Genomic DNA, 26,604 nt, shown 5'->3' with positions numbered 1-26,604 from the left:
ATGAATGCACCCTGGAAATCGGGCTTGCCCGGCAATCGTGATCCCTTCTCGGCCTATATCTGCGACGACAACGCGCTGGATGTGCTGCGCCCGGTCGTGATCGAGCTCGGCTGGCAGCCGGAAAAGTGCAACAAGGGCGGCCTGCGCAACGCGGTGCAGTCGCTCTCGGTCAGCGCCTCGCCGGCGATCCTCGTGGTCGACCTGTCGGAAAGCGGCGATCCGCTCAACGACATCAACGCGCTCGCCGAAGTGTGTGAACCGGGGACGGTGGTGATCGCCATCGGCCAGGTCAACGACGTGCGCCTCTATCGCGATCTGCTCGCGAGCGGCATCCATGACTACCTGCTCAAGCCCTTGTCGCCGCAGGCGGTGCACGATGCGCTCAATCAGGCGCTGGCGGTGTTCATGAGCCCCAAGGCGGGCGATGCGGATGGCGCCAAGCGGCACATCTCGACCGCTGTGGTGGGCACCCGTGGAGGCGTTGGCGCTTCGACCATCGCGACCTCGCTCGCCTGGCTGTTCAGCGAGGCGCACAAGTCGCCGACCGCGCTGCTCGATCTCGATGTCCACTTCGGCACTGGCGCGCTGGCGCTGGATCTGGAGCCGGGCCGGGGTCTGACCGACGCGATCGAGAACCCGAGCCGCATCGACCCGCTGTTCATCGAACGCGCCATGGTGCGCGCCGGTGACAACCTCTCGATCCTCTCGGCGGAAGCCCCGATCAACCAGCCGCTGATGACCGATGGTTCGGCCTTCGTGCAGCTGGAAGACGAGTTCCGTCAGGCGTTCGAGATGACGGTGATCGACCTGCCGCGCAATATGCTCATCAACTTCCCGCAGCTGCTGGCTGACGTGAATCTGGTGGTGCTGACCTGCGAGCTGACGCTGGCCTCGGCCCGCGACACGATCCGGCTGCTGTCGTGGCTCAAGACCAATGCGGCCCACGCGCATCCGATGATCGTGGCCAACAAGGTGCAGCCGGCGCTGGCCGAAATCAGCAAGGCCGACTTCGAGGCTTCGATCGAACGCAAGGTCGACTTCGTCGTGCCTTACGACATCAAGGCGGCCTCGAACGCGGCCAAGCTGGGTCAGGTGTTCGTCGATGCCAACCGGTCGAGCAAGGCAACCGTAGCGATCCGTCAGATTGCCGAGCGCGTGATGGGCGTAAGCTCGGACGACGTGGCGCCGTCGGGCGGGGAGAAGAAGTCGCTGCTCGGCAACTTCGACTTCAAGGCCATGCTCGCCAAGAAGCCCAAGGTCGATCTGACCAAGGCCGACTGATGCAACGGCGCGCGGGGACAGCAGGGCCACAGCCCCCCTGCCCCGCGCCCGCCACCCCAAGGATTTGCGCCACCGCTTAGTGGCGGACCAGGCAGGACTTATCGATCATGGACGTCATCCAAACCCTGCTCATCACGCTGGTGATCTTCATCGCGCTGGTTCTGCTCTATTCGCTGATCGCCGGGTCAGGCGTGGCCAAGGCGCAGAAGCGCCGGATGCAGGCGCTGCGCTACCGCCACTCGGAAAGCGTCGATGCCAAGGTCGATGCGCAGTTCAAGCGGGCGGTCGCGGCGCGCAAGCCCAAGACCTACAAGGTCGCCGGCTCCGGCTCGCGCACCGAAGCGCTCGCCATGCGCCTCAACCGTACCGGCAAGACGTGGACGGTGACGCAGTACATCTATGCCACGGTCGGGCTGGCGCTGGCGTTTTCGGTGGTGATGTTCGTCTTCACCCAGGCGCTGATGCTGTCGCTCGGCGTCGGTCTGCTGCTCGGCGCGGGCCTGCCGCACATGGTGGTCGGCCGCCTCATCAACAAGCGCACCAACGCGTTTGTCTCCAAGTTTCCCGACGGGATCGAACTGCTGGTGCGCGGCCTGCGCTCCGGTCTGCCGGTGACCGAGACGCTGCAGATCGTCTCGACCGAAGTGCCCGGCCCGGTCGGCTATGAATTCAAGACCGTGATCGACCGCATCAAGGTCGGCAAGACCATGGAGGACGCGCTCCAGGACACCGCCGACAAGCTCGGGATCCCGGAATTCAACTTCTTCACCATCACCCTGGCGATCCAGCGCGAGACGGGGGGCAACCTTGCCGAAACGCTCTCGAACCTGGCCAACGTGCTGCGCCAGCGCGCCCAGATGAAGCTGAAGATCAAGGCGATGAGCGCCGAATCCAAGGCCTCGGCCTATATCGTCGGCTCGCTGCCCTTCATCGTGTTCGGGATGATTCTCTACATCAACCCGGAATACATGGGCGGCTTCTTCACCGATGATCGTCTGATCGTCACAGGGCTCGGCGCAGGCGTGTGGATGGGCATCGGGGTCGCCATGATGGCCAAGATGGTCAACTTCGAAATCTGACGGCGGGGGGCATATTCCAATGATCAATCAACCCACCGGTCCCACGCTGCTCGGCTTCGACGTCATCGTCGTCGGCACCGTGCTGGCAGGGCTTGCCGCCTTCGCGGTGATGCTGGCGATCTACGCTGCGGTCACGATCCGCGATCCGATGGCCAAGCGCGTCAAGGCGCTGGAAGGCCGGCGCGAACAGCTCAAGGCGGGGATCGTCACCTCCGGCTCGAAGAAACGCACCAGCCTCGTGAGGCGCACCGACACGACCGACAAGGTCAAGGAAGGCCTGGGGCGCCTGAACGTGCTTCAGGAAAGCCAGATCAAGGACATCCAGCAAAAGCTGGCGCACGCGGGTTACCGCAACAAGGAACTGGCGGTCATCATCATCGGGATCCGCGCGATCCTGCCGATCGTGATCGGCATCACCATGGCGACGCTGATCTACTGGCTGGAAATCTGGCCCGACCTGTCCCCGATGAAGCGCCTCGGCGCCTTCGCGATCAGCGTGTTCATCGCCTACAAAGGCCCGGAAATCTTCCTCAAGAACAAGGCCGACAAGCGCACCAAGGAAATCCAGAAGGGTCTACCCGATGCGCTCGACCTGCTGGTGATCTGCGCCGAGGCCGGTCTGACGGTCGACGCTGCCTTCAACCGCGTCGCCAAGGAACTGGGCCGCGCCTATCCCGAACTGGGCGACGAATTCGCCCTCACCGCGATCGAGCTGTCGTTCCTCAACGAACGCAAGATGGCGTTCAACAACCTCGCCTACCGCGTCAATCTCGAAGCGGTGAAGGGGGTGGTGACGACCATGATCCAGACCGAACGCTACGGGACGCCGCTCGCCTCCGCGCTGCGCGTGCTGTCGGCCGAATTCCGCAACGAGCGCATGATGCGCGCCGAGGAAAAGGCCGCGCGTCTGCCCGCGATCATGACCGTGCCGCTGATCGTGTTCATTCTGCCGACGCTGTTCGTCGTGATCCTTGGCCCGGCGGCCTGTTCGATCTCGGACAACCTCGTCAACAAGTAAGGCGATTGCCGGAAGTTCCTGCCAAACGGACTGCCGGACTGCTGTGGGGGCCGGGGCGGGGATCTACCCCTGCTCCGGCCCTTCGGCTGTTGCGCCGGCAAGCGTCATGGCCCGATCGCGCAGGCCGGCCAGCAGGCGGCGCAGCATGATCTCTTCATCGGGGGCAAGCCCGCTCAGCAGCTCGCGTTCGGTCGCGCGGGCGAGCGGCATGACCTCGGCATGGATCGCCGCGCCCTCCCCGGTCAGCGCCAGCAGGTAGGAACGGCCATCATCGGGATGCGGCACCCGCGCGATCAGCCCGCGTTCTTCCAGCACCTTGACCGCGCGATTGACCGCAACCTTGTCCATCACCGTCGCTGCGGTCAGCGCGCGCTGGGTCATGCGGCCGCCCCCTTCACCGCCGTCGCCCAACACCGCCATCACCCGCCATTCGGGGATCTTGAGCGCAAACCGCTTGCGATAGCGCTCGGCGATGAGGGCGCTGACGGCGTTGGAGGTGACCGAGAGCTGGTAGGGCAGGAACCCCGCCAGCTGGCCACCGCCGGCCGCTGCGGACGGATCACGCATAGGGCCGCGCGTCCCACCAGGGGTAGAAATCAGGCATATCGGCGCTGACCTTGCCGGGATAGGCGGGCGCACGCTTTTCAAGGAAGCTCGCGATCCCTTCCTTCGCGTCCGCGCCGCGGCTGAGGCGATAGATAGCGCGGCTGTCGATCTTGTGGGCCTCCATCGGATGATCGGTGCTCGCCAGCCGCCACATCATCGCCCGCGTCATCGCGACCGAGATCGCCGAGGTGTTGTCGGCAATCTCCCGCGCCAGCGCGTGCGCGGCAGGCAGCAGATCGGCAGGCGCGTGGACCGAGCGCACCAGCCCGCCCGCCTTGGCTTCGGCTGCGTCGAACACTCGGCCGGTATAGCACCATTCCAAAGCCTGCTGGATGCCGACGATGCGCGGCAGGAACCAGCTCGATGCGGCTTCCGGCACGATCCCGCGGCGGGCAAAGACGAAGCCGTAGCGCGCGGTCTCGCTGGCGAGGCGGATGTCCATGGCGAGCTGCATCGTCGCGCCCACGCCCACGGCCACGCCGTTGCAGGCGGAAATCAGGGGCTTCTTCGATTCGAACAGCCGCAGCGTCAGCAGACCGCCGCCGTCGCGCACCTTGGGGTCGGACAGGTCGGCGACCTCGGTGGGGTCGGAGAACACCTGCCCGCCGCCCTCGGGCGTGAGGTCAGCCCCGGCACAGAACGCCCGCTCGCCGCTGCCGGTAAAGATCACCGCGCGCACGCTGTCGTCAGCGTCGATGTCATCCATCGCCGCGATGATCTCCTCGCCCATGATGCGGGTATAGGCGTTCATCTTTTCGGGGCGATTGAGCGTGATCGTGGCGATGCCATCGGCCTTGTCGACGATGATCTGGGTGTATTGGGTCATGCGTGTCCTCTCGTTCCTGTTGGCGGTGTGATGCCATGCCGGACGCAAAAGAAAACCCCCGCAAATGGGAGCTTTCCGCGCGAGTTGCAGAGCTGATCCATCGGGCTTATGGCACAGGGCATGACCCAAGCAGCGGCACCCCTCGACGCCGGCCCGCGGGCGCGACTGCGCGATCCGGCCTATTTCGCGCTCCACCTCAAGGCCGCCGCCGCGATCCGGACGGTCGCCACGATGGGATGGTACGATTCCCACTTCCTGCGTCGTTTCGAGATTGCCCGGCACTATCTGGCCGACGTGCGACCCGATGCCCTGCCCGCCTTCCTCGACAGCTTCGCGGCGCTCAAGCCGCCCGCGGACTTCCGCGAGATGGTGATGGAAGATGTGTTTGATCCGGCCACCTGCGCCGCCATCCTCGCCGCCAGCCGCTCGGCCAAGCCGGACGATGCCGAGGAGCAGGCGACGGAAAACCAGCAATTCGGCCGCGACGTGGTGTGGGATCACCCCTTCTTCCTCGAATTGCAGGAACAGCTGCGTCCCCGCATCGAAGCGCTGGTCGGTCGCCCTCTGGTTTCAAGCTACAATTTCCTCAGCCGCTATGGGGCCAGCGGCAAGTGCGATCTGCACATGGATCATCCCGATGCGATGTTCACATTCGACTACTGCATCGAGCAGGACGCGGTCTGGCCGATCTATCTGAGCCGGGTGGTCGAATGGCCCACGGCCGAATTCGCACGGGGCTTTGACCAGGAAGCGATCATCGCCAATCCGGAATATGACTTTGCCGAACACCTGCTGCGCCCCAATCAGGCGCTGCTGTTCAATGGCAGCTCGCAGTGGCATTACCGCCGCCCCAAGGAAGCGGGCGGCTTCTGTCACCTGCTGTTTTTCCACTATATCCCGGCAGGGTGCGAGGCGCTGGTCGACCCGGCGCTGTGGGCAGGGCATTTCGGGATCGCGGAGCTTGAGCCGCTGTGCGACCTGTTTGTCGATCCGAAAATCGACGGCCTCGGCTGAGGCCAGGATGCCCCTCCCCGCCGCCGGGCGACGGGAAGGGGCGAAAGGTGATCAGCGCGGGGCCATGCGGATCGCGCCGTCGAGGCGCACGTCCTCGCCGTTGAAGTAGCCGGTCTCGATCATGGTCATGGCGAGCTTGGCATATTCCACCGGCATCCCGAGGCGCTTGGGGAACGGCACCGACGCGGCCAGCGCATCGCGCACGTTCTGCGGCGCGGCGGCGAGCAGCGGGGTGTCGAAGATGCCCGGCAGGATGGTGTTGACGCGGATGCCCTCGTTCATCAGGTCGCGCGCGATGGGCAGGGTCATGCCGATCACGCCCGCCTTCGAGGCGGAGTAAGCCGCCTGGCCAATCTGGCCGTCTTCACCGGCAACCGAAGCGGTGTTCACGATCGCGCCGCGCTCGCCGAATTCGTCGATCGGGTCGAGCGTCATCATGCCAGCCGCCGACTTGGCGATGCAGCGGAAGGTGCCGATCAGGTTCACCTGAATGACGAAATCGAAGGCCGAGATCGGGAAGTGCTTGATCGAGCCATCTTCCTTCGAGCGGCTGGCGGTCTTGATCGCGTTGCCGATCCCGGCGCAGTTCACAAGGATGCGCTCCTGCCCGTGGGCCGCGCGGGCCTTGGCGAAACCGGCATCGACGTCTTCGTCGCTGGTCACGTTGACCTTGCAGAACACGCCGCCGATTTCTGCCGCGAGGGCTTCGCCCTTTTCCTCGTTCATGTCGAAGATCGCGACCTTCGCGCCCTTGGCGGCCAGCGCGCGGGCGGTCGCCGCGCCGAGGCCCGAGGCACCGCCGGTGACGACGGCGGGGGTATTGGCTGAAACTTCCATTGGTTAGTCCTCTCAGATGGGAATGATTAGAGCGCCTCGATGATGGTCACGTTGGCGACGCCGCCGCCTTCGCACATCGTCTGGAGGCCGTACTTCTTGCCGTGGCGCTTGAGCGCGTGAACCAGCGTCGCCATCAGCTTGGTTCCCGACGCGCCGAGCGGGTGGCCCAGCGCAATCGCGCCGCCGTGGACGTTGAGCCTGGAGGGGTCAGCGCCGGTGTGCTTGAGCCATGCCAGCGGCACCGAAGCAAAGGCTTCGTTGACCTCGAACAGATCGATGTCGTCGATCGTCATTCCGGCGCGCTGCAACGCACGGTCGGTGGCGAACAGCGGCTCTTCCAGCATGATCACCGGATCGCCCGCGGTCACGGTGAGGTTGTGAATGCGGGCAAGCGGGGTCAGGCCATGGGCCTTCAGCGCCGCCTCGGACACCACCAGCACCGCCGACGAGCCATCGCAGATCTGGCTCGAAGAGGCCGCCGTGATCGCGCCATCGGGCGAGAGCAGCTTGACGCCCGAAATGCCTTCCAGCGTCGCATCGAAGCGGATGCCTTCATCGACGGTGTGCATCTGGGTGCCTTCCGGCGTTTCGATCTCGACCGCGACAATCTCGCGCTCGAAGGCGCCGGCCTTGGTGGCCGCAATCGCCTTTTCGTGGCTCGACAGGGCAAAGCGGTCGAGATCGTCCTTGGTGAAGCCATGCTTCTTGACGATCATCTCCGCGCCCATGAACTGGCTGAAGTTGATGCCGGGGAACTTCTCCTCGAGGCCCGCGGCCTTCTGGAGCAGGCCTTCCTTCATGTGCAGCGTGACGTTGGAGCCCATCGGCACGCGGGTCATGCTTTCCACGCCGCTGGCAATGACGACATCCTGCGTCCCGCTCATCACGGCCTGGGCGGCGAACTGGATCGCTTGCTGACTGGAGCCGCACTGGCGGTCGATGGTGACCGCGGGTGTCGACTGCGGGAGCAGCTTCGAGGCGAGCACGCCCATGCGGCCCACTTGCAGCGCCTGCTCGCCTGCCTGACTGACGCAGCCGGTGACGACGTCGTCGATCGCCTTGGGATCAATGCCCGAGCGCTCGACGATGGCATCGAGCGATTTTGCCAGCAGATCGACCGGATGCACCCCGGCCAGACGCCCGCCGCGGCGACCGCCGGCGGTGCGGACGGCTTCGACAATATAGGCTGTGGTCATGTCTCTCTCCTCCAACTGGCCCGGACGGGCCCGGCGCGCGGCCAACAATCAGTTTCGCTTCGCCACTCGCTTGTGGCAACGCGCGTATTGAAGCGCCACGCGCAAATCAAGCAGACAAAAATCGCAGGGGGTCAAATCGGGCGGCCTGTGGGGTCTATGCCAACTGTTGCAGAAGCGTAACACGTTTTGCGCAAGCGCAACGCACGGCGCGAATTGGGTTTGCACTGCACTATGGCTTGGAGCATTCCGCCCCGTGGAGAGGGCTATTTACGTGATTTGTCACGAGCCCTTGACGCATAAAGTGTCAATACACCTGGTCAAACCTAGAGGAGGAAGACCACCATGAAGAAGCACGCGCTTCTCAAGGCCGGTGCGGCAACCGCCGTTATCGCGCTTACTGTCGCCGCCCCTGCCTTCGCGCAGGACGCCGACGTCACCACTGATACCGCCGCAGAAGAAGATGCCGGTGCGCCGATCGTCGTCACCGGGACTCGTCTGCGCTCGCCGAACCTTGAATCGGCCAGCCCCGTCACCGTCGTGACCGCGGAAGAGTTTGCCCTGACCGGCACCACCCGCGTGGAAGACCTCATCAACTCGCTGCCGCAGGTTTTCGCAGCGCAGGGTGGTAGCGTCTCGAACGGTTCGACCGGTACCGCGACCCTCGACCTTCGTGGTCTGGGCGCCGAGCGTACGCTCGTCCTCGTCAACGGCCGTCGCCTCGCGCCCGGCACGCCGAGCACTTCGGCTGCTGACATCAACATGATCCCGGCCGCTCTGATCGAGCGCGTCGACGTGCTGACCGGCGGTGCTTCGTCGGTGTACGGTGCGGACGCGGTCGCGGGCGTTGTGAACTTCGTTCTCGACACCGACTTCGAAGGCTTCAAGATCAACGCCAACTACGGCGTGTACAACCACAACAACCGTGCCTCGGCCGACATTCGCGGTGCGAACGACGCGCGCGGCTTCGGCTACCCGACCGGCATGGTCACCGATGGCGGCACCTTCGACGGCACCATCGCCTTCGGCAGCAGCTTCGACGATGGCCGCGGCCGCGTCACCGCCTATGTCGGCTACCGTAAGATCGACCCGGTGCTCCAGGCCCGTCGTGACTACTCGGCGTGCTCGCTCTCGGCCAACACCGCAGCGTCGGTTGCCGGCGGCGGTCGTCTGTACAACTGCGGCGGTTCGGCCACCTCGGCCACCGGCACCGTGTTCTACAACGAAGGCTTTGGCGCTGACTTCACCTCGACCCTCGCGCAGTTCGGCCCGAACCGCACGCTGCTCGCAGGCACCACGCCGTTCAACTTCGGCCCGCTGAACTACTTCCAGCGCCCGGACGAGCGTTACACCGCCGGCCTTTTCGCCGACTACGAAATCTCGAGCGCGATCAAGCCCTACATGGAGTTCATGTTCATGGACGACCGTACGGTCGCCCAGATCGCTCCGTCGGGTAACTTCGGCAACACCCTGTCGATCAACTGCGACAACCCGCTGCTTTCGGCCGGCCAGCGCGCCGAGCTGTGCAACAGCGCCAACCTGCTCGTCAGCCCGCTGCCGGGTAACGCCTTCATCGTGACCGGCAACGTTGCCGCTGAAAACGCCGCTCGCGTTGCGCGCGGTCTCGGCGAGCCGCTGCTGCCGACCACGCCGTTCAACTTCATCGACCCGCTGACCGGCACCACCTACAACCGCGCCTTCGCACAGATCCTGCGTCGTAACGTGGAAGGCGGCGCCCGTCAGGACGACCTGCAGCACGTTTCCTACCGCGCCGTCATCGGCGTGAAGGGCGACCTGTCGCCGGCATGGTCGTATGACGCGTTCTACCAGTATGGCCGTAACAACTACGCCCAGACCTACCTGAACGACTTCTCGGTCTCGCGCCTCGGCCGTGCCCTCGACGTCGTCACCGGCCCCGGTGGCACCCCGGTTTGCCGTTCGACCCTCGATGGTTCGGACCCGAACTGCGTGCCGTGGGACATCTTCTCGCCGGGCACCGTCGCCCCGAGCGCGGCTTCGGTCGCCTACCTCTCGACCCCGGGCTTCTCGCGCGGCGTCGTGGAGCAGCAGGTCGCCAACGCGTTCCTGTCGGGTTCGCTGGGTGAGTACGGTCTGAAGACCCCCTGGGCCGACCAGGGCGTCGACATCGTTCTGGGTACCGAATACCGCAAGGAAAGCCTGCAGTTCAATTCGGACACCGCCTTCTCGACCGGCGACCTTGCTGGTCAGGGCGCGGCGACCCTGCCGGTTTCGGGCAGCTTCGACGTGACGGAATTCTTCACCGAAATCCGTATCCCGATCGCGCAGGACAGCTGGGTGTATGACTTCACCCTCACCGGCGGTTACCGTTATTCGGACTACAGCACCGGTGCCACGACCGACACGTTCAAGATCGAAGGCGAATTCGCCCCGATCCGTGACTTCCGCATCCGCGGTGGTTTCAACCGTGCCGTCCGTGCGCCGACCGTGCAGGATCTGTTCGCGCCGAACCTCGTCGCTCTCGACGGTTCGTCCGACCCCTGCGCCGGCTTCGTCATCACTGCCGCGAACACCGGCTGTCTGGCCCAGGGCCTGAGCGTCGGCCAGTTCGTCGCTCCGAACCCGGCTGACCAGTACAACGGCTTCGTCGGCGGCAACGCCAACCTCAACCCGGAAGAAGCCGACACCTACACCGTGGGTGTGGTGCTGACCCCGGGCTTCCTGCCTGGCTTCACCGCCAGCGTCGATTACTTCAACATCGACATCACGCAGGCGATCGGTGGCATCGGTTCGGACACCATCCTCGCGGCCTGTACCGCGACGGCGGATCCGTTCTTCTGCGGCCTGATCAACCGTGACCCGACCGGTTCGCTGTGGCGTTCGGCGCAGGGCTTCACGACCAACGTGACGCAGAACATCGGCGGCTTCTCGACCTCGGGTATCGACGCCCAGGTTAACTACAGCACCGAAATCGGCGATGTCGGCACCCTGACCTTCAACTTCCTCGGCACCTACCTCGATGAGCTGGTGACCGACACGGGGGTCACCATCCCGGGTCTCGACCAGACCTTCGACTGCGTCGGTCTGTACGGCAACGTCTGCGGTTCGCCGAACCCCGAGTGGCGTCACCAGGCCCGCGTCGGCTTCAACTTCCGCAATGGCTTCGGCGCTTCGGTGCGCTGGCGCTACTTTGACGGGGTTGGCCTCGACTCGGTGTCGACCAACACCAACCTGAGCAACACCGGTGGTACCGGTCCGTCGCCGGGTGGCGTTGCCCGTCCGGGTGCTGCCGGCTTCGATGCCGTCAACTACTTCGACCTGACCTTCACCTTCGACGCAGGCGATAACTTCAACTTCGTCCTCGGTGCGAACAACGTGCTCGACAAGTCGCCGCCGACCACCGGCTCGCAGGCTTGCCCGGCCGGCCCGTGCAACGGCAACGTCTACGCGCAGGTCTATGACGCGCTGGGTCGTTACCTGTTTGCCGGTGTGACGCTTGATTTCTAAGCGTCCACGTCGCTAGACAACGAATGGCGGGCCGAAAGGCCCGCCATTTTCGTTTGGGGAACCCGAAAGCTTGCAACCCGCCGAAGCCCAAGCCCGGATCGCGCAGTTTCCGCTGCATGATCCTGCTGCCGCGCTCGGCGCGGGGCTGGCCTTGTTGAAGGGCGATTTCCCCGAACGCCTGCTTCCCCTCGCCCGCGACCTTGCGCAGCGGCACCCCACAAGCGCGAAGGCCCACCAATTGCTCGGCCTTGCTGCCCGCGCCTGCGGGGAGAGCGTGATCGCTTACGAAGCCTTCCGCGCCGCCGCCGCCCTCGCGCCGGGCGACGCGCTGATTGCCCACTCCCACGCCCGCACCGCGCTTGAGGCCGGCCTGCCTGCCGCCGCCCTGTTCGCCGCCGCCGCCCCACTCGCCCCGCAGGACGGGACGGTCCTGATCGGCCACGCCACGGCCCTGTTTGCCGAAGGACAGCCCGAGGCCGGGATTGCCATGCTCATCCGCCTCACCGCCGCCAATCCGCTCTGGCTTGACGGGCACCGCAGCTTTGCCGCGCTGAGCGGGCAGATGGGCGGCGATCCGCTCGCCAGCACCGCCGCCGCGCTCGACCGCACCCCGCGCTCGCCCGAGTTGCACCACTGCGGCATCGCGATCGCCCTGCAGGCCCGCGACCTGCCGCGCGCCGCCGCCGCCTGCGCCGCTGCCGAGGCCGCACTCGGCCCCCAGCGCTGGATCAGCCTGATGGCCGGCCACATCGCTTCGGAAAGCGGCGCGCTCGATGCCGCCGACACCCACTTCGCCGCCGCCGGCCCGCCCGACAATGCCAGCGAGGCGTGGATGCACGCCCGCCACCACCTGCGCCGCGCCCGGCCTGAGGCTGCCGCCGCCGAGCTCGAACCGCGCCTCGCCGATCCCGGCGCGCTGGCGCTGTGGCCCTACCTCTCGCTCGCGTGGCGCATGATGGATGATCCGCGCGCCGCATGGCTGGAAGGCGATCCGCGTCTTGTCGGTGTCTATGACATTGGCCTTTCCCCCGCCGAGCTTGCCGCGCTTGCCGATCACCTGCGCAGCCTCCACCGCGCCACGGCTGATCCACTCGACCAGTCGGTGCGTGGAGGCACGCAGACCGACGGCAATCTGCTGCTGCGCGCCGAGGCGCCGATCCGCGATCTCAGGGCACGCCTGCTCGCTGTGGTGGAGCGCCATGTCGCGCAGTTGCCCGCGCCCGAGCCCGGACACCCCACCTTGCTGGCGGGCCGCACCCCGCTGCGGGTTGCGGGGGCATGGTCAGTGCGGCTGACCGATGCCGGGCACCACACCGATCACGTCCACCCGCAGGGCTGGTTCAGCTCCGCACTTTACCTCGCCTTGCCCGAAACACTGGGTCACGGGGGCGAGGATCACGCGGGCTGGCTTGGTCTGGGCGAAGCGCGCGATCTGGTTCCCGGCCTTGCACCCTACCGCTTGGTCGAGCCCAAACCCGGCCGCCTCGTGCTGTTCCCATCGACCATGTGGCATGGTACGCGCCCCTTCCCAAAGGGCGAAAGATTGACCGTCGCCTTCGATATTGCCCGCCCCCGACAGGACTGACTCTCATGCAACCCGCCCCCCCGACTGCCACTCTGCCGCCTGCCCTTGCCGAAGCGATCCGTCTGCGGCAGGCGGGCGATGCCGCAGGCGCGCTGGCACTGGCCGAGCGCCATGCCAGCCCCAGTGAGGCGGGCGCACCTTTCCTTGCGATTGCCGGCCTTGCCGCGCTCGAACTGGGCGATGGCGCGCGGGCGCTTTCGCACCTTGAGCCGCTCGCCCGGATGCGACCCGATGATGAGGAAATTCGCGGCGACTATGCCAAGGCGCTGCTGGCGGTGGGACGCGAGGATGATGCGCTGGCGCTTTCGGCTGGCTCTGCCTTGCCTGCGCTTGCTCGGATCGAGGCGTGGGTCCGCCAGCAGCGCAGCGAATTCGGCCCCGCGGTCGCCGCCTATGCCCGCGTGTTGCAGGGCGAGCCGACCGATGCGGCAAGCTGGAACAACCTCGGCAATATCCACGCCGGCGCCGGGCATTTCGATCAGGCGATCACGGCCTTCGAGCACGCGATCACCTATCAGCCCGACGAGCCGGGAATGTATCTCAACCTCGCCGACGTGCTGCGCCGCGCTGACCTTGGCGGGCCGCGCCTCAAGGTCGCGCGCGATGTCGCCGAGCTCGCGCCCGACAACCGCGCCGTGCAGACCGAGCTGGCGATGGCGCTGGCACATAACGAGCTGCTCGACGAAGCCATCGCGGTGTTGGAAGCGGCGGTGGCGCGTTGGCCGGAATTCGGCGAGTCCCATCTCGAACTCGGGCGACTCTACGAGGCGACCAACCGCACCGAGGCGCTGGCCGCGCTGCTGGCGAGCCTCGATCCCGCCACGACCCCGCCCGAAGCCGCCTTCCTCCACGCCTGGCTCGCCCAGCGCGAGGGGCGGTTCGAAGATGCCGCGCGCCATGCCGAGGCAATCCCGCCGACGATCCACCCGATGCGGCGCGAGGCGCTGATCGGCAATATCGCCGAGCGGCTGGGCGATAGCGCGCGCGCTTTTGCGGCCTTCACCGCGATGAACGCCGCCGCCATCGCCGAGGCGCCGCCGCGCAGGGGGCCGAGTTACCGCGAGGGCGTGGAAGCCGATCTGGCGCGCTGGACGCCCGGTTGGGCCGCGCGCTGGACGCCGCCGATCAGCCCCGACCCTGCGCACCGCGATCCGGTGTTCCTCGTCGGCTTCCCGCGCTCGGGCACGACCTTGCTCGATACGATGCTGATGGGCCTGCCCGATCTGGGCGTGCTCGAAGAACGCCCGATGCTGGCCGAGACCTTGCGCATGGCCGGCAATGCCGATCTGGCCGCGCTGACCGCAAGCCAATGCGCCCAGCTGCGCGCCGCCTATTTCGACAGCGCCCGCCGCAATGGCTGGGACGGGAACCGCTGGCTGGTCGACAAGCACCCGCTTAACATGGCGCGCGCGGTCGCGATCCACCGGATCTTCCCGCAGGCGCGCTTCATCCTCGCCGAGCGGCACCCGGCGGACGTGGTGCTGAGCTGCTTCATGGCGAACTTCACGCTCAACCACGCGATGCGCAGCTTCACCGAGCTTGAGGAAGCCGCGCGCACCTATGACACGGTGTTCCGCGCCTGGCACCGCGCGGGCGAGCTGTTCCCGATCAACGCCCACGCCGTGCGTTACGAGCGGCTGGTCGAAGATCCGCGCGGCGAATTGCAGCCGCTGGTGGAATGGCTGGGGCTTGGCTGGGACGACCGCCTGCTCGACCACACCGAAACCGCACGCAGCCGCGGACGGGTGCGCACCGCAAGCTATGCCCAGATCGGCGAGCAGCTCTACACCCGCGCGCGCGGTCGCTGGCAGCGCTACGGCGATCAGCTCGCGCCCGTCATGTCGATCCTTGCGCCCTGGGCCGAACGGATGGGCTACGACGCCTGAGCCGCGTTCTGCCGGTTTGCCATGCTTGGCTGGGCGGAGTAATCACACGCCAGAAGGAGCGGGCCGCACACGGCCCTGAGCGAGGGGAGATGACGATGATGAGCCGAACCCGTTACGCCGCCGTGGGCTGCATGACCATCGCCGCGCTGGCCGCCGCCGCCGCTGCTCCGCTGGGTGCCAAGGACAAGGACAGCGGGGACGAGAGCGCCTATGTCACTGCCCTGCGCGAATGTCAGGCCAAGACCGACCCCGCCGAACGGCTCGCCTGCTACGACACGGCGGTGGCCGCGATGGTTTCGGCCACCAGCGAGGGCGAAGTGCAGGTGGTTGACCGCGAGGCCGTGCGCGAAACCCGGCGCAAGCTGTTCGGCTTCACCCTGCCCGACCTCGGCATCTTCGGGGGCAAGAGCGACAAGGACGACCCCGAGCAGGAAGAGGAGTTCACCACGCTCAACACCACCATCACCGGGGTGCGCGGGGTGAGTGGCACCTATGTCCTGACCACCGCCGAGGGCGCGCAATGGCAGCTCGACGAGCTTCCCGCGCGGCTGATGAAGCCGAAAATCGGCCAGACGCTGGAAATCAAGAAGGGCGCGCTCAGCAGCTACTTCCTGCGGATCAACGGCCAGAAGGGGGTCAAGGGCCGCCGGGTGCAATAGCGGCTCAGGCGCGCTCTGCGGCGCAAAGCAAAAGGGCGCGGCCATCGCTGGCCGCGCCCTTTGTGTTTCGGCGATCGCCTGCGCCTTACAGCCCGCCCGGGCCGCAATCGTTGGCGAGGTAATCGAGCATCTTGGTGTAAAGCTGCTGCTGATGCTTGTACATCAGGGTGTTGTAGAAGTGATCGGCACCCGCCAGCGTGATGAATTCCCCGGTCTTCCCAGCGGCCTCGAAGGCCTTCTGGTAATCCTTCATGTGGTAATACATCACGCGCCGGTCGACATCGCCGTGGATCATCAGCAGCGGAATGTTGACCTTGGCGACTTCCTTCATCGGGTTGACACCAATCATCCCGCGCCGCTTCGACCATTCGTCGAGCGCCTTGAGATCAGGGTTCCGGCGGCCCATGTGCTGCTTTTCCGGATCGGCCACTGCCGCGCCGGCGATGGCGCATTGGTAGAGCTGCTCTTCCCGGCTGAGCGACACGAGCGCGGCATAGCCACCATACGACCAGCCAAAGAACGCCACGCGGTCAGGATCGACGAGGCCCTGTTCGATCAGGTACTTGACCCCATCGTCCTTGTCGTCCTGCATCCGGCCGCCGTGCTCGCCATAACCGGCATCGAAGTGCTTCTGGCCCCAGCCCACCGAAATCCGGTTGTCGGGGTGCAGCACCATGTAGCCGGCATTGGCGAGCATCTGCCCCCATTCGTCATAGCCGACCATGCCGTTGACGTGCGGGCCGCCATTGTGCTGCACGATCAGCGGGAACGGCCCCTTGCCCTTGGGGATCGTCACCCATGCCGGGATCTCGAGCCCGTCACGGGCCTTGTAGCGGATGTATTTCACATCCGAGAGCTGCTCGGGATTGACCAGCGGGTTACGGCTGCCAAGCTTGGCGAGCTTCCCGTCCTTGACCAACCAGAACGACCCCGGATCGCGCGGGCCGCGGTTGGTGACGATCATCGACTTGCCGTCGAGCGAACGGCTCGCGATCGAGACCTGCCAGGCATAGGGGATCTGCTGTTCGAGCGCCTGGTAAAGCGCCTTTTCCTCCTCGTCGAACCAAAACCGCTCCATCTTCTCGCCCGGATAGCGGGCGGCCACCAGCTTGTCGTTGCCGGGGATCGAATGGAGCTGAATGCCCATGACGTCGGCATCCTGCGCCTGGAACAGCTTCTTGCCGATCTTGCCGGTGGTGAAGTCGAATTCGTACAGCCCCGCCTTGTCTTCGCCATCGGGGTTTTCGATCAGGTATCCGATATTCGGGTTTTCCGGATCGAAGCCGACGATGCCGTGGAACCCGCCGAGGATGCGGTAGAGGTTCTTGGGATCGTTGAGGTCGAATTCCTGGAACTTCTTCCACTCGCTGTCGCCGGGAAGGCGATAATAGGAGCTGACCGTGCCCGCAGCCGTATCCTGCGACTGGGTGAAGCGCGGGTTGCCTTCATTGTCCCAGCGGTCAACCACCGGGAACTTGCCTCCGCCGCGCAGCACCAGCTCGCGCGCACCGGTCTTGAGGTTGTACTTGTAGTAGGAACGCGGACGGAAAGCGGCGAAGGGATCAACCCCGGTGCCGTCGCCCACCGTGGTGCCGGTGCTGACCAGAATGTGATCAGGGTCGTTGGGCAGCAGGTTGACGATCCCGAAATTGCCATCGACCGCGGTGAACTTGTTGGCCGAGACGCTGTAGGAATAGGTCTTGTAATCGCGGACGTCTTCCTCGGGACCCTTCACGGTCTTGCGGTTGACCTGCCAGGCCGATCCGAAAATCACGTCATTGCCGATCCACTGCCCCGAGACGATCTCCATCGGATCGGCGTTGAGGCGGCGCAGCGGCTTGGACAGGTCGTCGGTGCGATAGATTTCGAGGATGTATTCGCCCTCACGGCTTTCGACCTTGTGCACCAGCACGTGCTGGCCGTCAGGCGAGATCTGCACCTGATCGACGACATCGCGCAGCGCCCAGACGTCCACGGGCACGGTGCCCTGCGCCAGCGTGGGAGCGGGGGCCGCGATCAGCAGGCCGATGGCCGAGACGCCGATCAGCGCGGCGGCGAGCGAGGTTTTGAGAAGTTTCATGTTCCGAGCGTGCCCTGGTGTCATTGCAGATAACATGGGCGGGAGCCGATCCGGCTAGGGAGCCGCTGCCCCGCCCTCAAACGAAAAATGCGGCCTCTCGGCGTTCGCCGGGAGGCCGCATCCTTTCAGTCCATCAGACCTTCATCGATCAGAAGCGGTAAAGCAGCTGACCGAAGAATTCGCGGCCGTTGAGGTCGTAACCACCACCCAGCGGGGTGTTGCCGATCGCCAGCACTTCCGCGCTGTCGACCCGCGGCGGGGTGCGGTTGAAGACGTTGTTGACGCCGAAGATCAGACGCAGATCGCCATTGTCCCAACGGATCGAAGCGGTGTGCTCGAAGTACTCGTTGGCGAAGCCGACGTTGCGGCAGAACACGCCGTCACCCGGCACGATCCCGTTGACCGCGTTGAGGTTCGGAGCCGCCACGTTGCGCGAACCGCTGCCGAGGCAGGTGTTGGCAACGACGCCGGTCGCAACGCCATCCGGGCCGAAGCCGAAGGCATCCGAGAACGGATCGACGAAGTCCGGATCCTGCGACACGTCACCGATGTAACGGGTCTGCCAGGTGAACAGGAAGTCGTCATAGCGCACGTTGAAGGTCGCACGGCCAATCCAGCTCGGGAAGAAGAAGCGGCCGGCGAAGTCGTCGGTCAGACGGTTGCCATTCGCATCCCGGGTGGTGGTCGAACGCTCGATCAGGTGGTTGGCGGTCAGGTTCAGGGTGAGGTCGAATTCTTCACCGCCGACAGTCACAGGGTAGCTGAAGGTGGTGTTGATATCGATCCCGCGGACGCTTTCTTCATCGAGGTTGATGAAGGCCGCCTGCACCTGGGTGATCAGGAAGCGCGCCGAGGCCTGGTCGCTGAAGGTGATACGGTCACAGAACGGGCTGCGGCCACCTTCGAGGCGGGTGAAGCAGTCGTTCACGATGAACGTGCCGGTCGCTTCAACGATCGAGTCCTTCAACTTGATGTCGTAGTAGTTGAAGTTGAAGGCGAACTCGAAGCCGCTGGCCCAATCTTCCTCGAACGCGAAACCGGTCGTGATCGAACGCGAGGTTTCCGGATCGATGTCGAGCGAGCCGCCGCTGAAGATCTGCGTGCTGGTCGCCTGGATCGTGTTGCCGAGCAGCGGGTCGGTACCGACGCGGGTCGGGTCGCGGCCTTCGCGGCGGCAGTTGGCGAGGATCGCCGGGTCACGGGTATCATCGGCTGCGCTGTAGCCATTCACCGAGAAAGCGGCGGCCGGCACGGCGCAGGGGTCGATGATGTTGCCGAAGCCCGACTGGCTCAGCAGGAAGTTCTCGCGCAGGTTCGGCGCACGGAACGAGGTGCCGTAGCTGAACTTGAGCAGCAGCGGGGCCACCGGACGCCAGCCGCCCTTGAGCGAGAAGGTGCCGTTGGTGCCGTAGAACTCTTCGTCGGTCAGACGGCCCGAGAGGTTGACCGTCAGTTCCTCGACCAGCGGCTTGCCGGCCTGGAGCGGAAGGTCGATTTCGCCGTAGACTTCGCGGATCCACTTGGAACCGACCGCGCCGCCGTCAGCGAAGAAGCCCCAGAACAGGCCGTTCGAAGCCACGAAGTTCGGCTGCGAGTCGATCGAGTCTTCGCGCCACTCGCCGCCGAGCACCACGCCCACCGGGCCAGCCGGCAATTCGAACAGGTCACCGGTGATGTAACCCGAGATGATCTTCTGTTCGTAGACGGTGTTGAACGACCGCTCACCGAACAGGTAGTCACGCTCGGCCTGGGTGGCGAAATCGCCGATCGGGCTGCCGGTCCCCGGAGTCCCGTAAAGAGTCGGGGAGAACAGGTTCACCGGGACGCAGCCCGCGATGAGATCGGGAGCAGCGAAGGTCGGGTTGCGCAGGCCAGCCGCGTTACACGGCGTACCAGCGGCCACACCGGTGGTCGCAAGCAGCATCGGGCTGACTTCGAGGCTGATGTAGTCATCGGCAATGCCGTCGCCATCATTGTCGAAGGTGTTGCGCGGGTTGCCGGTCGGGTTGAAGTCGGCCGTCGGGTCGATCCCGAGCGCGAGCGCCAGCTTGTCTTCACGAATACCGCGACGGACGGTCTTACCGATCGAGCGCGAGTAGACGCCCGACAGGTCGAAGGTCCAGCTCGAACCGATGAAGGGCAGGTCACCGCGAACACCGATCACGCCGCGATACTGTTCGGTCTGGACGTCGACGTTGTTACGGTCGCCGCGGACGAACGGGATCGGACGCACGGCCAGCGTGGCCGCCGAACCCAGCGGAGCTGCGCGGCCGGCGTTGGGCTGACCGGGCAGGATCTGCTGGAAGTTGTTGTCGAGCGCACGACAGTCAACGCCGCCAGCCGCCTGGTTACAGGGGTTGAAGGGGTTGCTGGCCGGAACCCAGGGGAAGAACTGCGGGGTGCCGCTGTTTTCCGTGAAGGATTCAAAGCGGTTGTAGCTCGCTTCGAAATAGGGGGTGATGTTGGCATCGCCCGGCAGGACGTATTCACCATAGGTGAACAGGCTGTAGGTGTCCTGCTGCGGGATGAAGGTACGGCCCGGCTCGACCTGACCGTAATCGACCAGGAAGATGTCGGCCACGCCGTCGCCATTGCGATCCTGCGGCACGTTGAAGGCGTTGAAGTTGTCCGAGAAGCCCGGAACGCCGGTGTTGCCAGCGATCGCCTGACCCGAGCGGGTCAGACCATAGTTGCGCGGATCGAAGTACACGTCGCCAAAGCGGGTGCCCGGAGCGCCCGACAGCTGGATACGGCCACCGACGTTGCCCGGCTTACATTCCTGAATCGGAAGACCGATGGTGCCGTTGCTGCGGTTGCGCACGTTGGCATTCGACTGCACGTCGAAGGTCAGGATGTTGCCGTTCTGATCGATTTCGATGTGACGGTCGCAGCCCGCGAGGAACGGACGGTCATCGAGCAGGATCTTGTCGACCCGGCGCCATTCCGCCCCGATGCCGAACACGGCACGGTCGGTGTTGAAGCCCCACGCCGCGCTGACGGTGAAGTCGTCACCGGCGCCATATTCGTTGATGTTGCCGTTCAGCTGGACTTCGAGACCGTCAAAGTCCTTGCGCAGAATGACGTTGACCACGCCCGCAACCGCGTCCGAACCGTAAACCGACGAAGCACCGTCGGTCAGGATGTCGTAGCGGTCGACCAGCGAGGACGGCAGCAGGTTCAGCGACGGGTTCGACGGCGCACCTTCCACGCCCGCGGGCGAGAGGCGGCGGCCGTTGATCAGCAGCAGGGTGCGGTCCGCACCAAGGCCGCGCAGGTTCAGCGTCTGCGAGCCCGGGCCGTTGTCGAGCACGAAGCCCTGGAAGGTCGCGTCGATCTGCTGACCGGCAGCGGCTTCCGAACGCTGCAGAATCTGCGCCGGGTCGAAGGCGCCGACGGCCTGCTGGTTTTCGGTGGTGAGCACCTGAAGCGGCGAGATCGACGAGTAGGTGTCGCGCACGATGCGCGAACCGGTCACCGTGATGTTGCCTTCACCCGTGCGGCCCTTGGCGTCGGTGCCGACGCTGACCTCTTCTTCCTCTTCGTCCTGCGCCGGCTCGTCAGCGTCCTGCGCGTAGGCCGGCCCGGCGATCGCGAAGGCAATCGCCGACGCGGAGAAGGCCAGAGCCTTGATCGAATTGCTGTGAATTTTCTTCATGGTCACTCCAGTTGCCCAAACCGGAGAACGACAAGCAACCATCGCCGCCAACCACATAATTGCCCCATGTGGAAGGCGCGCGCATCAAAGGTTACCTACGTCAGTCCCCGCAGTGACCGTTTTGTGCAATGGCGAAAGTTTGATGTCAAAGCGCCCCGTCGCAAGACCGAAATTTTCCGGGGGGTGTTGCGTTAATCCCACATTCAGGGGGCGGTCACCGCTTACCCCGCAACATTGTTAGTTTGTGGCTTTGCGAATGTTAAAAGATAGGGTGGCTTGCACGCAACAAACCGCCCCACTTCCCGGATCGAACGACGCAAGCTTACAATCTTGCGCAGCCAGCTTTTGCCATTCTGCCGCGCCAAGTCAGCGAATCGTCATCTCCAGCTGGCCGTCACCCTCGTCGATCACCAGCGTGCTGCCATCGCGCAATTGCCCTGCCAGCAGCATTTCTGCCAGCGGGTCCTGCAGATAGCGCTGCACCGCGCGCTTCAGCGGCCGGGCGCCATAGACCGGATCATAGCCCACCCGCCCGAGCCAGCGCAGCGCCGCCTCAGTGAGGTCGAGCGTGATCTTGCGATCGGCGAGCAGCTTCTGGACGCGCCCGACCTGGATCTGGACAATCGGCGCCATGTGCTCCTGCGCCAGGCGGTGGAACAGGATGATCTCGTCGAGGCGGTTGAGGAATTCGGGCCGGAAATGCCCGCGCACCACATCCATCACGTCCTTCTCGACGCTGGCGACTTCCGCGCCGTCGGGCAGGTTGGCGAGATACTGGCTGCCGAGGTTGCTGGTGAGGATGATCAGCGTGTTGGCAAAGTCCACCACCCGGCCCTGCCCATCGGTGAGGCGGCCGTCATCGAGCACTTGCAGCAGCACGTTGAACACGTCCTGATGCGCCTTTTCGACCTCGTCGAACAGCACCACCTGATAGGGACGGCGGCGCACGGCCTCGGTCAGCACCCCGCCCTCTTCATAGCCGACGTAGCCCGGAGGCGCGCCGATCAGGCGGGCGACGGCGTGCTTCTCCATGAATTCGCTCATGTCGATGCGCACCATCGCGCTGTCGTCGTCGAACAGGAACCCGGCGAGCGCCTTGGTCAATTCGGTCTTGCCGACGCCGGTCGGGCCGAGGAACAGGAAGCTGCCGAGCGGGCGGCCCGGATCCTGCAGCCCTGCCCGCGCGCGGCGGACGGCCTTGGAGACCGCCTCGATGGCCTGTGACTGGCCGATCACCCGCTTGCCGAGGATGCTCTCCATCTGGAGCAGCTTCTCGCGCTCGCCCGCCATCATCCGGTCGACTGGAATGCCGGTCCAGCGGCTGACGACGCTGGCGATGTCCTCCTCAGTCACTTCCTCGCGCAGCATGGCGTTGGCGGCCTGGCCCTGGGCTTCGGCAAGCTGCTTTTCCAGTTCGGGGATGCGCCCGTATGACAGCTCCCCGGCCTTCGCCAGATCGCCTTCGCGCTGGGCCTGTTCGAGCTCCAGCCGCGCCGCGTCGAGCGCTTCCTTGATCCGGCCTTCCGCCGCGATCTTGTCACGCTCGTTCTGCCAGCGGGTGGTGAGTTCAGCCGACTGCTGTTCGAGGTTCGCCAGCTCCTCGCGCAAGGCGACGAGGCGATCCTTGGAGTTCTGGTCGGTCTCCTTCTGGAGCGCCTGTTCCTCGATCTTCAGCTGGATGATCCGCCGGTCGAGCCCCTCGATCTCTTCGGGCTTGCTCTCCACCTCCATGCGGATGCGGCTCGCCGCCTCGTCCATCAGGTCGATCGCCTTGTCGGGCAGGAAGCGGTTCTGGATGTAGCGATCGGACAGCTTCGCCGCGGCGACAATCGCGCCGTCGGTGATGCGCACGCCGTGGTGCAGCTCGTACTTGTCCTTGATCCCGCGCAGGATCGAGATGGTGTCTTCCACCGTCGGCTCGGCAATGAACACCGGCTGGAAGCGCCGCTGGAGCGCGGGGTCTTTCTCGACATATTTCTGGTATTCATCGAGCGTGGTTGCGCCGATGCAGTGCAGTTCGCCGCGCGACAGGGCCGGCTTCAGCAGGTTCGATGCATCCATCGAACCTTCGGACGCGCCCGCGCCGATCAGGGTGTGCATCTCGTCGATGAACAGGATGATCTGCCCCTCGGCGTGCTTGACCTCGTCGAGCACGCTCTTCAGCCGCTCCTCGAACTCGCCGCGATACTTCGCGCCCGCGATCAGCGCGCCCATGTCGAGCGACATGAGCGTGCGACCCTTGAGGCTGTCGGGCACGTCGCCGTTGGCGATGCGCAGGGCCAATCCTTCGGCGATAGCGGTCTTGCCGGTGCCGGGCTCGCCGATCAGCGCAGGGTTGTTCTTGGTGCGGCGGGCGAGAATCTGGATCGTGCGGCGGATTTCCTCGTCGCGGCCGATCACCGGATCGAGCTTCCCGTCGCGCGCGGCCTTGGTCAGGTCGCGGGCGAATTTCTGCATCGCGTCATAGGTGTTCTCGGCCCCCGCGCTGTCGGCCTTCTTGCCGCCGCGCAGCTGCTCGATCGCGGAGTTGAGCGCTTGCGGCGTGACGCCAGCAGCCTTCAAAGCCTCGCCAGCAGGCGTCGAAGACAGGGCAAGCGCCGTCAACATCCGCTCAACCGTGACATAGGAATCGCCCGCCTTATCTGCCAGCTGCTCGGCCGTATCAAGCAGGCGCACCGCGTCATTATCGAGCCCCGGCGTGGCCTGCGCACCGCTGCCGGTGACCGCCGGGATCTTCGAGAGGCCCGCATCCACTGCGGTCGCGGCGAGCGGCGCCTGCCCCCCTGCGCGCTGGATCAGGCCGGCGGCCATGCCCTCGTTGTCCTCCAGCAGCGCCTTGGCGATGTGGAGCGGGGTGATGCGCTGGTGATTGAGCCGGATCGCGACGGTCTGCGCGGCTTGCAGAAAGCCCTTTGCGCGGTCGGTGAACTTTTCGAGATTCATGGTCGTCCAAACCCTCCAAACATACCCGTCAGCAGATAGTGTTGCACAATGGCAACACAAGCCCTGCGCGCGAATATTCCGCATCAGGTGTATTACCCGAGTAGGTGGGTTCGCCAAGTGGTCGCTGCAAGAGGCAGGCGCCAGCCTTGACCTCGCCCGTGCGCCAAGCGAAGGAAGGCGCTCACGATTTGGGAGAGAAATCGGTCATGGTCTGGTTGAAGCGCGGCGCGATTGCGCTGGTGGGTGTGCTTGTGCTGGCCTTCGTGGTGCTTGCAACCTGGGAGCCCTTCGCCGCCAGCGCCGCGCCCGCCGCGCCGACCCGCACCTACACGGCCGAGATCATCCGCGACGAATGGGGCGTGCCCCACATCACCGGCAAGACCGATGCCGACACCGCCTTCGGCGTTGCCATCGCCCATGCCGAGGACGATTTCTTCACGCTTCAGGATGTCGTCGCGATGGCCCGCGGCCGCTATGGCGCGGTGGCCGGGGAAGACGGGGCCAAGGTCGACTATGTCTACCACCTGATCGACGCGCGCGGCACGGCGGAGCGCGAATATCCCAAACTCCCCGCCGATACCCGCGCGCTGTTCGAGGCCTATGCGGCAGGGCTCAACCAATATGCCGAGGCCCATCCGGGCGAGGTCAAGCTCGCCAATCTCTTCCCGGTCAGCGGGCTGGATGTCGCAGCGGGGTTTGCGCTGCGCCAGCCGTTCTTCTTCGGGCTGGACGGGGTGATCGGGCCGCTGGTGGCGGGCGAGGAACTGCGCCGCGAGCATGGCCCCGACATTCCCGGCTTCCCGCGCCCGCCCCTGCCGGGCGGTGAGCCTGCCGCCGAAGCCGCGCCCAAGCAGGCCCGCGCCCGCGTTCTGCCGCTGGGCGAGGATGCCGAACACCTCGGCTCCAACGCCTTCGCCGTCGCGCCGAAGAAGGGCGGCGGGGTCACGACCCTGATCTCCAACTCGCACCAGCCCCTGCGCGGCGGGGTGGCGTGGTACGAACTTGTCGTCGAAAGCGGCGAAGGCTGGCACTTTGCAGGTGCGAATTTCCCCGGATCGCCCTTCCCCTTCCTCGGCCACAATGAACATCTCGGCTGGACGAATACGGTCAACACCCCCGACATGATCGACGTCTACCAGCTGGAGCTGGACGAGACCGGCACGCGCTACAAGCTCGACGGGCAATGGCGCGATCTGGAGAGCAAGTGGGTGACGCTGCCGGTCAAGCTGGGGCCGGTGGTGCTGCCGGTGCGCAAGGAAGTGCTGCGTTCGGCCCACGGCCCGGTGATCCGGAATGCCAAGGGCGCCTTTGCCATCCGCTATGGCGGGATCGGGCAGTTGCAGCAGCTCGATGCCTATTACCGGCTGAACAAGGCCAAGACCTTTGCCGAGTGGGAAGGCCAGCTGTCGCGCCTCGCGATCCCTTCGACCAACTTCATCTATGCCGACGCGGGCGGCACCATCGCCTATGTCTATAACGCCGCGATCCCCAACCGGCCGACAAGCGTGAAGGCCGACTGGCGCAGCGTGCTGCCGGGCAACCGCAGCGATCTGATCTGGGACGGCGCGGTCGCCTACGAGACCCTGCCGCGGATCGTGAACCCGGCAAGCGGGTGGCTCTACAATTCGAACAACACACCCTTCACCGCCGCCGGCGCCGGGAGCGACCTCGACCCGCAGGCGTTTGCGCCGATCATGGGCATCGAACTCAAGCAGACCAACCGCTCATGGCGCGCCTACAAGCTGCTGAGTGAAGCCAGCCTGCTCGACAGGCGCGCGCTGGAGGCGATCAAGTATGACACCGGCTACGAGCGGCAGGGCTATGTCGCGCGGCTGTTCGATGCGCTGGCCGGGCTGAAGGCGCAAGGCAAGCTCGCCGAGGCGCGTGATCTGCTGCTGGCCTGGGACTTCAACGCCGACGGCAAGGGCCGTGCCGATGCGCTCGCGCTGCTCATCATCCGCGACTTCATGGCCGCCGATTACAACAACAAGCCCTTCCCCGACGTCGCCGAAAAGCTTGGGGCCGCTGCCGACCACCTCACCACCCACTTTGGCCGCCTCGATCCGCCGATGGGTGATCTGCTGCGCCTCAGGCAAGGCGAGCTTGATCTGCCATTGGACGGCGGGTCGGACACCCTGCGCGCCTCGACCACCTGGGACGTGGCCGAAGATGGACGGCTCAGCCTCAAGCATGGCGACAGCTTCATTATGTGGATCGAATGGGCGCCCGGCGCGCGCGTCTCCTCGCGCTCGGTGCAGCCCTTTGGCGCGGCGAGCACGCGGCCTGCCAGTCCGCATTACACCGACCAGATGCAGCTGTTCGTCGATCACAAGCTGAAGCCGGTGCATTTCTGGCGCGATGATCTGCTGGCGAATGCCAGCAGCCGCCGGACTGTCACCAATTCGGGCACCAAAGCGCGCTGATCTGCGTATCTCTCCTGTCTGATCCCTCCATCG

Annotated in this window: 16 protein-coding genes; 9 read left to right on the top strand and 7 right to left on the bottom strand. The window is 65.5% G+C overall.

All coding sequences use genetic code 11. The features are described 5' to 3' along the window. The 3 genes from PS060_RS09980 (at nucleotide 1) to PS060_RS09970 (ending at nucleotide 3,378) form a co-directional block, all read left to right on the top strand. Nucleotides 1-1,281, top strand: coding sequence for a pilus assembly protein CpaE (locus PS060_RS09980; protein WP_273982857.1), 1,281 nt, complete (start codon nucleotides 1-3; stop codon nucleotides 1,279-1,281). Nucleotides 1,282-1,388: 107 nt separating this feature from the next. Then, nucleotides 1,389-2,360 (top strand): type II secretion system F family protein, encoded by a 972-nt coding sequence (locus PS060_RS09975; protein WP_273982855.1) that lies wholly within the window; start codon nucleotides 1,389-1,391, stop codon nucleotides 2,358-2,360. 19 nt (nucleotides 2,361-2,379) lie between these two features. Further along, complete coding sequence (locus PS060_RS09970) at nucleotides 2,380-3,378, top strand: type II secretion system F family protein (RefSeq protein ID WP_273982853.1); 999 nt, start codon at nucleotides 2,380-2,382, stop codon at nucleotides 3,376-3,378. Between the two features lie 63 nt (nucleotides 3,379-3,441). On the opposite strand, the gene PS060_RS09965 is transcribed toward PS060_RS09970, so the two are convergent. Next, the gene (locus PS060_RS09965; RefSeq protein ID WP_273982851.1) at nucleotides 3,442-3,945 is read right to left on the bottom strand and encodes a MarR family winged helix-turn-helix transcriptional regulator; all 504 of its coding nucleotides are present in this window, start codon (nucleotides 3,943-3,945) and stop codon (nucleotides 3,442-3,444) included. Further along, complete coding sequence (locus tag PS060_RS09960; protein ID WP_273982850.1) at nucleotides 3,938-4,810, bottom strand: crotonase/enoyl-CoA hydratase family protein; 873 nt, start codon at nucleotides 4,808-4,810, stop codon at nucleotides 3,938-3,940. Before PS060_RS09960 ends, PS060_RS09965 begins: the two co-directional genes overlap by 8 nt. A 120-nt stretch (nucleotides 4,811-4,930) precedes the next feature. On the opposite strand from PS060_RS09960, the gene PS060_RS09955 reads away from it, so the two are divergent. Continuing rightward, nucleotides 4,931-5,824, top strand: coding sequence for a hypothetical protein (locus PS060_RS09955; RefSeq protein ID WP_273982848.1), 894 nt, complete (start codon nucleotides 4,931-4,933; stop codon nucleotides 5,822-5,824). Between the two features lie 51 nt (nucleotides 5,825-5,875). Here the strand turns inward: PS060_RS09955 and PS060_RS09950 are convergent, their stop codons facing one another. Continuing rightward, on the bottom strand, nucleotides 5,876-6,661 hold the full coding sequence (locus PS060_RS09950) for an SDR family NAD(P)-dependent oxidoreductase (protein ID WP_273982846.1): 786 nt from the start codon (nucleotides 6,659-6,661) through the stop codon (nucleotides 5,876-5,878). 26 nt (nucleotides 6,662-6,687) lie between these two features. Continuing rightward, a complete protein-coding gene (locus PS060_RS09945) occupies nucleotides 6,688-7,857 on the bottom strand; it encodes an acetyl-CoA C-acetyltransferase (protein ID WP_273982843.1) in 1,170 nt (389 codons plus the stop codon). A 342-nt stretch (nucleotides 7,858-8,199) separates the two neighbouring features. Here PS060_RS09945 and PS060_RS09940 point away from each other — a divergent pair, with 342 nt between their 5' ends. The 4 genes from PS060_RS09940 to PS060_RS09925 all read left to right on the top strand — a co-directional run bounded on the left by PS060_RS09940 (nucleotide 8,200) and on the right by PS060_RS09925 (nucleotide 15,470). Further along, nucleotides 8,200-11,340, top strand: coding sequence for a TonB-dependent receptor domain-containing protein (locus tag PS060_RS09940; protein ID WP_273982842.1), 3,141 nt, complete (start codon nucleotides 8,200-8,202; stop codon nucleotides 11,338-11,340). A gap of 70 nt (nucleotides 11,341-11,410) precedes the next feature. After that, a complete protein-coding gene (locus PS060_RS09935) occupies nucleotides 11,411-12,925 on the top strand; it encodes a putative 2OG-Fe(II) oxygenase (protein ID WP_273982840.1) in 1,515 nt (504 codons plus the stop codon). Nucleotides 12,926-12,930: 5 nt separating this feature from the next. Then, the gene (locus PS060_RS09930) at nucleotides 12,931-14,811 is read left to right on the top strand and encodes a tetratricopeptide repeat-containing sulfotransferase family protein (RefSeq protein WP_273982839.1); all 1,881 of its coding nucleotides are present in this window, start codon (nucleotides 12,931-12,933) and stop codon (nucleotides 14,809-14,811) included. Between the two features lie 95 nt (nucleotides 14,812-14,906). After that, nucleotides 14,907-15,470: a hypothetical protein gene (locus PS060_RS09925; RefSeq protein WP_273982838.1), complete on the top strand. Its 564-nt coding sequence runs from the start codon at nucleotides 14,907-14,909 to the stop codon at nucleotides 15,468-15,470. Nucleotides 15,471-15,555: 85 nt separating this feature from the next. Here the strand turns inward: PS060_RS09925 and PS060_RS09920 are convergent, their stop codons facing one another. The 3 genes from PS060_RS09920 to clpB form a co-directional block, all read right to left on the bottom strand. Beyond that, on the bottom strand, nucleotides 15,556-17,550 hold the full coding sequence (locus PS060_RS09920) for an alpha/beta hydrolase family protein (RefSeq protein ID WP_273982837.1): 1,995 nt from the start codon (nucleotides 17,548-17,550) through the stop codon (nucleotides 15,556-15,558). Nucleotides 17,551-17,698: 148 nt separating this feature from the next. After that, entirely contained in the window at nucleotides 17,699-21,205 is a 3,507-nt protein-coding gene (locus tag PS060_RS09915; RefSeq protein WP_273982835.1) for a TonB-dependent receptor domain-containing protein, read from the bottom strand. A gap of 366 nt (nucleotides 21,206-21,571) precedes the next feature. After that, the gene (gene clpB / locus PS060_RS09910; RefSeq protein WP_273982833.1) at nucleotides 21,572-24,148 is read right to left on the bottom strand and encodes an ATP-dependent chaperone ClpB; all 2,577 of its coding nucleotides are present in this window, start codon (nucleotides 24,146-24,148) and stop codon (nucleotides 21,572-21,574) included. Between the two features lie 206 nt (nucleotides 24,149-24,354). Between clpB and PS060_RS09905 the strand changes: the two genes are divergently transcribed. Continuing rightward, nucleotides 24,355-26,571, top strand: coding sequence for an acylase (locus tag PS060_RS09905; RefSeq protein WP_273982832.1), 2,217 nt, complete (start codon nucleotides 24,355-24,357; stop codon nucleotides 26,569-26,571). Nucleotides 26,572-26,604: the final 33 nt, after the last annotated feature.

This window comes from Erythrobacter sp. BLCC-B19, assembly GCF_028621955.1.
Lineage (GTDB): Bacteria > Pseudomonadota > Alphaproteobacteria > Sphingomonadales > Sphingomonadaceae > Erythrobacter.
This window is presented reverse-complemented; position numbering and strand designations above follow the sequence as displayed.

What these genes read in the sequence shown, in the direction of transcription:
- PS060_RS09915 (WP_273982835.1), bottom strand. Translation starts at nt 21,205, where the DNA reads ATGAAGAAAATTCACAGCAATTCGATCAAGGCTCTGGCCTTCTCCGCG.
- PS060_RS09965 (WP_273982851.1), bottom strand. Translation starts at nt 3,945, where the DNA reads ATGCGTGATCCGTCCGCAGCGGCCGGCGGTGGCCAGCTGGCGGGGTTC.
- PS060_RS09960 (WP_273982850.1), bottom strand. Translation starts at nt 4,810, where the DNA reads ATGACCCAATACACCCAGATCATCGTCGACAAGGCCGATGGCATCGCC.
- clpB (WP_273982833.1), bottom strand. Translation starts at nt 24,148, where the DNA reads ATGAATCTCGAAAAGTTCACCGACCGCGCAAAGGGCTTTCTGCAAGCC.
- PS060_RS09920 (WP_273982837.1), bottom strand. Translation starts at nt 17,550, where the DNA reads ATGAAACTTCTCAAAACCTCGCTCGCCGCCGCGCTGATCGGCGTCTCG.
- PS060_RS09955 (WP_273982848.1), top strand. Translation starts at nt 4,931, where the DNA reads ATGACCCAAGCAGCGGCACCCCTCGACGCCGGCCCGCGGGCGCGACTG.
- PS060_RS09970 (WP_273982853.1), top strand. Translation starts at nt 2,380, where the DNA reads ATGATCAATCAACCCACCGGTCCCACGCTGCTCGGCTTCGACGTCATC.
- PS060_RS09975 (WP_273982855.1), top strand. Translation starts at nt 1,389, where the DNA reads ATGGACGTCATCCAAACCCTGCTCATCACGCTGGTGATCTTCATCGCG.
- PS060_RS09930 (WP_273982839.1), top strand. Translation starts at nt 12,931, where the DNA reads ATGCAACCCGCCCCCCCGACTGCCACTCTGCCGCCTGCCCTTGCCGAA.
- PS060_RS09945 (WP_273982843.1), bottom strand. Translation starts at nt 7,857, where the DNA reads ATGACCACAGCCTATATTGTCGAAGCCGTCCGCACCGCCGGCGGTCGC.
- PS060_RS09950 (WP_273982846.1), bottom strand. Translation starts at nt 6,661, where the DNA reads ATGGAAGTTTCAGCCAATACCCCCGCCGTCGTCACCGGCGGTGCCTCG.
- PS060_RS09905 (WP_273982832.1), top strand. Translation starts at nt 24,355, where the DNA reads ATGGTCTGGTTGAAGCGCGGCGCGATTGCGCTGGTGGGTGTGCTTGTG.
- PS060_RS09940 (WP_273982842.1), top strand. Translation starts at nt 8,200, where the DNA reads ATGAAGAAGCACGCGCTTCTCAAGGCCGGTGCGGCAACCGCCGTTATC.
- PS060_RS09925 (WP_273982838.1), top strand. Translation starts at nt 14,907, where the DNA reads ATGATGAGCCGAACCCGTTACGCCGCCGTGGGCTGCATGACCATCGCC.
- PS060_RS09980 (WP_273982857.1), top strand. Translation starts at nt 1, where the DNA reads ATGAATGCACCCTGGAAATCGGGCTTGCCCGGCAATCGTGATCCCTTC.